The organism is Coleofasciculus sp. LEGE 07092, assembly GCF_015207375.1.
In the GTDB taxonomy this organism is placed as follows: Bacteria; Cyanobacteriota; Cyanobacteriia; order Cyanobacteriales; family Coleofasciculaceae; genus LEGE-07092.
Genome location: NZ_JADEWY010000208.1, coordinates 1 through 6,815, shown reverse-complemented (window position 1 = coordinate 6,815; position 6,815 = coordinate 1). Strand labels below are relative to the sequence as shown.

At 49.9% G+C, this 6,815-nt stretch carries 1 protein-coding gene and 2 pseudogenes; 2 read left to right on the top strand and 1 reads right to left on the bottom strand.

Going from position 1 to position 6,815, the window contains the following annotated elements; all coding sequences use genetic code 11:
• Window positions 1-201, top strand: a pseudogene (locus IQ257_RS30480) (hypothetical protein); the annotation flags it as partial.
• A gap of 104 nt (window positions 202-305) precedes the next feature.
• The gene (locus tag IQ257_RS28270; protein WP_193877256.1) at window positions 306-5,693 is read left to right on the top strand and encodes a GAF domain-containing protein; all 5,388 of its coding nucleotides are present in this window, start codon (window positions 306-308) and stop codon (window positions 5,691-5,693) included.
• 72 nt (window positions 5,694-5,765) lie between these two features.
• Here IQ257_RS28270 and IQ257_RS28265 read toward each other — a convergent pair.
• Window positions 5,766-6,815: pseudogene (locus tag IQ257_RS28265) on the bottom strand (serine/threonine protein kinase); the annotation flags it as partial.

The following is a 6,815-nucleotide window of genomic DNA, read 5'->3' as shown; positions in this document are numbered from 1 at the left end:
GTGCAGAGGTGCAGAGGTGCAGAGGTGCAGGGGGGCAGAGGTGCAGAGGAGATGAGTAACACCTCAAAAATCTCCTTGTCTCCTTGTCCCCTTGTCTCTTCCCCCACTCCCCACTCCCTACTCCCTACTCCCTACTCCCTACTCCCTAAACTCCAGGGTGTTGTATCTTACCAGATAGAGAAACCCTATAGAGAACAGTGAAGTTATTTTTAGAGCGATCAGAAAGGCACGATGCCTTAAAGAATCTTAGACTGTAAAGAAGGGGGATCTGCATCTAGCCATAGCCTGCTCCCAACCCAATCACTATGCAGCCTGATACTCATCCCATTGTTTTGCCTGCCCTAGAGGATTTAATCGATACTCATCCCCTAACGGTGACTCCTAACACCCCTTTGGTGGAGGTAGTAGCGTTGATGGGTCAAAGATTGCAGCAATCTGCCCTATCCCATCGCCGATTAAATTCTTTTGCAGGTAACGAAACCCCCAACAATCTGACACCACCCCAACCAGTAACGTCTGTCTTCGTGGTAGAAGGCTCATCTTTGATGGGGATCGTTACCGCACAAGAGCTCATTGGCTTAATGCTGGAAGGGGTGAATTTAGCAGAAACTGCCATTGCTGAGTTCATGGTGCGATCGCCCGTCACCCTAACCCGCTCTGAGGCGGGCAATTTCTTTGCTGCCCTATCCCTTCTGACTCACCATCAGATTCGCCACTTACCCGTTGTCGATCCAAACGGTCAATTGGTAGGAATGATAACAGCCGATCACATTTGTCGGCAACTGCCACCCCTCAATTGTCTGAAGTTGCAACCTGTATCAGCAGTGATGACTACTTCACTACTTCCCATCCCCGTGACTACCTCTATCTTGGATCTGGCTCAACGGATGCGGCAAGAGCGTGTGAGTAGCGTAGTTTTGATGACAGAGGAGGGACATCAACTTTCAGGAGATTCAGTCCCACTGGGGCTAGTTACAGAAATAGAGTTAGTGCGGTACTGCGAGCTATCACTTTTTGGGCTTGACTTATCAAAAACCCAAGCACGCATGATGATAGGAACGCCCTTGATGAGTGTTAGTCCAGAAGATTCCCTTTGGAGTACTCTCGAACAGATGCGGCAATCGAGTCAGGGACAGCCCTTTGGAGTTTGTGAAACGTCAGGAAACTTGGTGGGCGTTCTGAACCCAATGGACGTACTCAAAGCCTTTAACCCCATGGCAATACTAGACCTAATTGAAGAATTGCAGCAAAGGGTTGGGGAACAGGGAGAAGAACTCAGCGCCGTTCAAGCACAACTTCAGAATAAAACGGCTGCGTATCAGCAACTCGAAGCTGTACTCCAAGAAAGCCAAACACGCCTGCGGTTAATTAACAGGTTGGCAACGGAAATGGGGGAAATAGAAGAGGCTGCTGATGCTGAAGACTTGGACGATACCACTCTGTCCCATGATATTGTGCCGTTTTTACCTCCTCTTCTGCCCAATTCCCAAACCCCGAGTCTTTCAAAAAAGTCCATTGAGAGCAGTGATTCCCGAGCAGATAGAACAGCGCCACCCGAACTAATCAGCGCCAAAGAAGTGCTTCTACCGTCCCAAAAACTGTTGCAATTAGCGATCGATAACCTGCCTCAGGCAATCTTTTGGAAAGACCGTAATTCCATTTATTTAGGCTGCAACCGTTACTTTGCTAATCTCTTTGGTATGAGTTCGCCAGATCGTATCGTCGGCAAGACAGATGATGATTTGGTTTGGAGGCAGGAAGAATCAGAACGATTTCGACAATGCGATCGCCGGGTGATGGAATCCAACGAGCCAGAGTATCGCGTCGTTGAGCCGCAACTCCAAACCGAGGGCAAACTTGCCTGGATCGAGACGAACAGAATCCCCCTACATGATGCGAGGGGAAATGTGGTAGGAATCCTTGGCACCCTTGAAGATATTACAGAGCGCAAGCTCTCAGAAGCCGTACTACAGCAGCAAGCCGAACGGGAACGATTAATTAGAGCGATCGCTCTGCGAATTCACCAGTCCTTAGAGCTAGAAGAAATTCTTAATACCACCGTCACGGAAGTGCGGCAGTTCCTAGCCACAGATCGCGTTTTGATTTACCGCTTCAATCCGGACTGGAGTGGCGTAGTTGTCGTAGAGTCCGTTGGTGCTGATGTATTATCGGTTTGGGGAACCACCGTCCACGATCCCTGCTTCGGAAAAACCTCTGCTCAGTTGTATCAGCAAGGTCGCATTCACGCCTTAGAAGATATCCAAACGGCGGGTTTGCCGCAGTGCTATTTAGACTTCTTGGCTCAACTTCAAGTCAGGGCTAACCTCGTCGTCCCCATTCTTCAGGGACAAAAACTGTGGGGCTTGTTGATTGCCCATCACTGTCGCAGTCCCAAACAGTGGCAGCAGGTAGAGGTCGATTTACTGGCATCCTTAGCCACCCAAGTAGCGATCGCCATTCAGCAATCGGAACTGTACCAGCAACTTTCGACAGAACTGGCAGAACGCAAACAAGCAGAAGTGGCATTGCGACAGCAAGCCGAACGGGAACGATTAATTGGAGCGATCGCGCTGAAAATTCGCCAATCCCTAGAACTTGAAGAGATTCTCAACACCACCGTCACGGAAGTACGGCAGGTTCTTGCCACAGACAGGGTGTTAATTTACCGCTTCAATCCGGACTGGAGTGGGATTGTTGCCGTAGAGTCAGTGGGTTCAGAGCAGTTATCAGTTTTGGGAATGACCATTCACGACCCCTGTTTTGGAGAAGCCTCTGTCCAGTTGTACCAGCAGGGTCGGATTCACACTATCGATGATATTAATACCGCCGAACTCCAGCAGTGCTATTTGGATTTTTTAGCTCAGTTGCAGGTTAGGGCGAACCTGGTGGTTCCCATTCTCCAAGGAAAAAAGCTGTGGGGACTGCTCATTGCTCATCATTGTCACAGTCCCCGACAGTGGCAGTCCTTAGAAACAGAGTTGCTAGAGCAATTGGCAATTCAAGTCGCCATTGCCGTCCAGCAATCAGAACTCTATCAAAACCTCTCCGCAGAACTCACCGAGCGCAAGCAGGCAGAAGCCGCCCTGCAACAGCAGCTTCAACGGTCGTTACTCCTGCGACAAATCACCCAAGAAATCCGCCAGAGTCTCGATGCCAAGCAAATTTTTCAAACCACTGCCACTCAAATCGGTCGGGCATTTCGAGTCAATCGTTGCGTCATTCACACCTATGTTGCGGCTCCAACTCCCCAGATACCCTTTGTCGCGGAATACTTAGAACCGGATTACTCCTCCATTCTCGGTTTAGCGATTCCCGTCTTAGACAATCCCCATATCCAGCAAGTATTGGCAGGCGATCGCGCGATCGTCTCCAGTGATGTTTACAGTGACCCACTCCTGCAAGCCGCCGAATCCATGTGCCGTCAAATTGATCTACAATCGATGCTGGCAGTTCGGACGTCCTACAAGGGAAAGCCCAACGGCGTGATCTGCTTGCATCAGTGCAACTCCTACCGCTATTGGAGTGCCGATGAAATTGAACTGCTAGAAGCAGTCGCCGATCAGGTGGGCATTGCCCTTGCCCAAGCCCAGCTATTGGAACAAGAAAAGCACCAGGGAGAGCAACTTACTCAGCAGAACCTTGCCCTAGAAACAGCTAAACAATCTGCCGAGGCAGCCAACCGCGCAAAAAGTGAATTTCTGGCAACTATGAGCCATGAAATTCGCACGCCGATGAACGCGGTAATCGGCATGACTGGACTGTTGCTCGACACGGAACTCAAACCCCAGCAGGCGGAATTTGCCGGCACTATTCGCAACAGTGGCGAAGCTCTTCTGACGATTATCAATGATATCCTCGACTTCTCTAAAATCGAATCGGGCAAGCTGGAGTTAGAAGAACAACCCTTCAATTTGCGGACTTGTATTGAGGAATCGTTGGATCTGCTCGCTTCTAGAGCGGCTGAAAAGGGGCTGGAGTTGGCTTACCTAATCGATCCCAAAACGCCCAGCACGATTAGGGGAGATATTACCCGCCTACGTCAGATTTTAGTGAACCTGCTCAGTAATGCTGTCAAGTTCACTAAAACTGGAGAAGTTACGATATCCATTTCAGCAAAGGTTATTGATCCTCTGTCATTAGAGCCAGAACAAAACTACGAGATTCTGTTTGCAGTCAAAGACACCGGCATCGGCATCCCACCCGAGCGGTTAGACCGTTTGTTTAAAGCGTTCAGTCAGGTTGATTCTTCAGTCAGCCGCAACTATGGCGGTACTGGCTTGGGCTTAATCATCTGTAAGCGCCTATGCGAAATGATGGGGGGAAAAATTTGGGTCGAGAGTAAAGCGGGTCAAGGTTCCATTTTTTACTTTACTGTAGTCACTCAAGCCTGTCAGAGCGACCCGGAACTCGATCTAGATGCCAGACAGCGCCAGTTGGAAGGCAAGCGCTTACTGATTGTGGACGATAATGCCACAAATCGCCAAATTTTGATCCTGCAAGGACAATCGTGGGGTATGCTGACCCATGCCGTTGAGTCAGGTCGGGAAGCACTGGAGTTATTGCAGAATGGTGAATCCTTTGACTTAGGGATTTTGGATATGCAGATGCCGGAAATGGATGGGTTGACCTTAGCTGTAGCCATCCGCCGCCTGCCAGCTTACCAGAATATGCCCTTGGTGATGTTGACCTCAATGGGGCATCCAGAAAGCCGTGACCAAATGGCTGAAGCCAAGTTAGCGGCGTTCTTGAGCAAGCCAATCAAACAGTCTCAGCTCTATGATGTTCTGATGAAGGTGGTGGTGGGTCAACCAATCAAAGTCCGGTCTGCCTGCTCAATTTCGCCGCAGATTGACCCCTACCTATCGTCCCGTATGCCCTTGCGGATTCTGCTGGCTGAAGATAATGTGGTCAACCAGCAGGTCGGACTACATCTATTGCGGCGAATGGGTTATCGGGCAGATGTGGCGGGTAATGGTTTGGAAGTGTTGGAAGCCCTGCGTCGCCAGTCTTATGATGTGGTGTTGATGGACGTGCAGATGCCGGAAATGGATGGATTGACGGCAGCACGACGTATCTGTCAGGAATGGTCATCAGACCAGCGTCCTCAGATTGTAGCAATGACGGCGAATGCCATGCGAGGCGATCGAGAAATTTGCTTGCAGGCAGGCATGGATGACTATATCAGCAAACCCATTCGCCCCGAGGAATTGGTTCGCGCCTTGAACGCCTCTCAGGAAAAGTTAAATGCCCATCTGGTTGCTCAAGAACCAACCACGGACTCTTCCCCAACCTCACCTCTCGATCCGACTGCGTTTCAAGCATTACAGGACATGGTGAATCAAAACGACGTTTTGGTAGAAGTGATTAACAGTTATCTTGGGGAATCGCCCAAACACTTGCAAGCGATGGGCAATGCCTTAGCCTCGCTTCAGAGTAGAGCGATCGCTCCAGAGGACGTAGCAATATTACAGCAATCAGCTCACAGCCTCAAGTCAACGAGCGCCACCCTCAGTGCTATCCGTCTGTCTCAATTGTGCCAGACACTGGAAAAGCTCAATTTTGAGGAAAATTCTGCGAATGAGCAAGAGAGTCCTCTCACGATAGCAACCGCCCTTTTTTCTGAAATGGAAACAGAGTATGAAAACGTAAAAGCGGCATTGGCAGCCAAACGTCAGTGCCTGAATTTGATTTAACTCAGATATGTTTTTGAGGGCAAGTGGGTATCAGACTTGTGAGCTGCTTGTCACCCTTTCACAGAGATTGCTCTACTCAATCCCATCTTCTTCTGGTAGGGGTTCGGAGGATGGCTCATCTTCAACGGTGAGGTCGAGTTGGTAATCAATCGGTTCGGAGAGTTGGGACACTATGACAAACTCGTAAACCCCTGATTCGGGCAGTTCTCCAGACCAAGCCCGATCGCGGGAGTCTTCGAGTAGGGCAACCTGACCTGTGGGACTGTAGATGGAGAATAAGATATCCTCATCAGGAGACAGCTTGACATTCATGAGCTGACCTGATATAAGTTCGGCTGTAAAGATTTGACCGCCTCCCGGTTGCAGGGTGCCGTTGATTAGTTTGCCTGTGGTTTCTGGAGCGAAGACAATGCGATCTAGGGCGCGTCTCGATTGTAAGGCTTTCACCGTGTCGCCGACAATGCCTTGCCAGACTTGACCGATTGGCTGATTGAGAAAATCTTCACCTTGTTGTTTAGGGAAGTGGTGAAAGAACTTAGCGTCTGCCACGTCGTACAGGGCGCGACTGCTAACCCGCAAGCGATTAGCTTGGTTTTTCCAGCGAGTCAGGTCATCTTCTTTATAGCTTCCCAACTGCTGCCGTGCGGCTCGACTCAATTCTAAGGCTTCGATGCGTGTTAAGAAATCGTCTGCGATCGCATCCCATTCCTCTCTAAATCGCGCATCTTCTGAACCGGCACCTAACTGCTGCCCCCGCCGTTCGGGGTACTGGTTCCAAAACGCCTCATCAACTAAACTAACGTAGACGTTATAGTCAATACCCAGATTGGTGCGATGCTGCCGCAATGCTTGCTTGCGCTGTTGCTCTTCGGCAGAAAACTCAGAAGAGGCATCGGGTTCAGTGTCATCATTGGGTGAGACGACTGGGTCTTTAAAATCTTCCTCCGAGGGAAATTGATCAACGTCATCCGATTGCCTTTGAGACTGTATCCAGAAGTTGCCGACAAACCAGCCAATGCCACCAGCAGAGAGAATTAATATTAGTACCAGCATGACTTTACTCAACCAGCCGAGTGATGGCTTAGTGGCTGAACTGGACAAGGGTGTTACAGGGGCTGGGGA

What these genes read in the sequence shown, in the direction of transcription:
- IQ257_RS28270 (WP_193877256.1), top strand. Translation starts at nt 306, where the DNA reads ATGCAGCCTGATACTCATCCCATTGTTTTGCCTGCCCTAGAGGATTTA.